This window comes from Candidatus Magnetobacterium casense, from assembly GCF_019173545.1.
GTDB classification, from domain to species: domain Bacteria; phylum Nitrospirota; class Thermodesulfovibrionia; order Thermodesulfovibrionales; family Magnetobacteriaceae; genus Magnetobacterium; species Magnetobacterium cryptolimnobacter.
Genome location: NZ_JABXWD010000577.1, coordinates 1 through 1,730 on the forward strand (window position 1 = coordinate 1; position 1,730 = coordinate 1,730).

Consider the following 1,730-nt stretch of genomic DNA (forward strand, 5'->3'; position numbering starts at 1 on the left):
GGGGACTGGTCCCCTTGCAGGGGGTTCTGAAGGGGGGCGGAGCCGCCCCTTTCTTTCTTGTATGCAAGCAATTTTGATACCCGAAAAAACTCGAATCCGATCAGTATATCATAAATTTTTCACGGGTAGCTGCCGGTAGACTCACATAGTTCAGGTGAGAGTCTTTATGAGCGCTTCGTACTGTGCATTTTGTTCGGCCATAAACCCCAGTGTTCCATCCAGGACGATTGCCCCGGTGGGACAGACGCAGTAGCAGTACAGACACTGTATGCAGCGCGGCTCCGGTGCAGATAGCACCCGTGGCAGGGGCAGATCAACCGGACAGTACCCGGTACACTTGCCGCAGTCGTTGCACCGGGAGGGATCAAGGTTCAACCCCCGGCACTGCATATCCTCCTTTACGAAGACGTCCTGACGCAGGCCGCTCTTGTACAGGAGCGTACCCCCCAACTGCGTGGAGGCGAGGTACTTGAACAGGGGGGTGTTGCGTATTGCGATAAAGTATCTCTGCCTTTTGGGGTTGTGGATGAAGGTGGCAAGAACTCCGGCCTTTGGCGGTTTAAACCCAAACACCCTCTCAAGTGGAAAGTCCCGTGCAAATTCAAGCCGCTGTGCGTCTACGATTCCCCGCTGTAGGGCCACACGCAGCGGCCCAACGTTGTTGTGGTCAAAGGATGCAAGGCGGCTGCATACGAGGTCTGTGACGAATGGGTCTGTGCCGATCAGCACGGTGGAGGTCTTTATCGGTGTGCCGCGTGTGGGGCCAAGGCCCTCCATCGCCACGATGCCATCGACTATGTGCAGGTGTGGTCTGAGTGCCGCATTGAGATTGACTATGTTTGCCCAGAGGGATTGGTGCGTCTTTTTCTTGTTCACCTGACCAACCAGGCAGCCCATGAGGTTTTTGAGGCAGACGCTCATTCCCGCCTCAAAGTGGGTCTTGAGCTTGGGCATGTTGATGAAAAACCCCGCCTCCATACACTCCCGTGCAACACCGGCCTTTACACCGCCCTCGAACCCGACATCGACCGGATCGCTGTAGTTGAGGTCCTTGACGTGGACGCCGTAGTAGTCCGCCAGCCTATCAACGGCCAACCTCTTTATCACGCTTATATTGTTTCTGTAGAAACCGCTGTTTGTCCCCTCGGCGATGGTTATGTTGCTATACCCCGCATCCTTGAGGAGTTCGATGACGGCGGCCATGAGTCTCAGGTCGGTGGTGTTGCCCGTCAGGGCGTTCATGTAGCTGTTGAGGTTGGGCTTAATGAGCACCCTCGTGTTGAGATCCACCGGCAGGAGGTCACTGTATCCGGCCTGGAGCGTCTCCTTAACGGTGGCCTTGATCCGGTCAACGGTGTCAGCCCGTATTATGTCTAATCTGTATCGCATGTAAGTAAAATCCCGTATGGTATATCTAAGGTGCTTATATAAAAACTTTTTACTTGACAAACGTATGCAAATTGTTACTATGCTTGAGCAATGTGACCACGCTTGAATGAAGTGCTCCAAAGAAGCATACCCCTCAATTATAACACAACTTGGCGTGAACTTAATAGCCAAGAAGTTGCCATTAACCGTGCCCCCTTTTTACCAATCATGCCCTGTTATGATATAATAAACTATAGAGCCTCTTGCAAAACTCCTAAACTAAACCTTTTTTAGTTCTCTTTGTGCTATAATATAACACCTAAAGATAATAGACCAAAAGGAGAACATAATGTTATTAAGTA

The 1,730-nt window shown here is 51.5% G+C and carries 1 protein-coding gene; it reads right to left on the reverse strand.

Annotation, left to right across the window (positions count from 1 at the left end; genetic code table 11):
* Nucleotides 1–150: 150 nt before the first annotated feature.
* Nucleotides 151–1,389: a DUF362 domain-containing protein gene (locus HWQ67_RS17725; RefSeq protein WP_218254023.1), complete on the reverse strand. Its 1,239-nt coding sequence runs from the start codon at nucleotides 1,387–1,389 to the stop codon at nucleotides 151–153.
* Nucleotides 1,390–1,730: the final 341 nt, after the last annotated feature.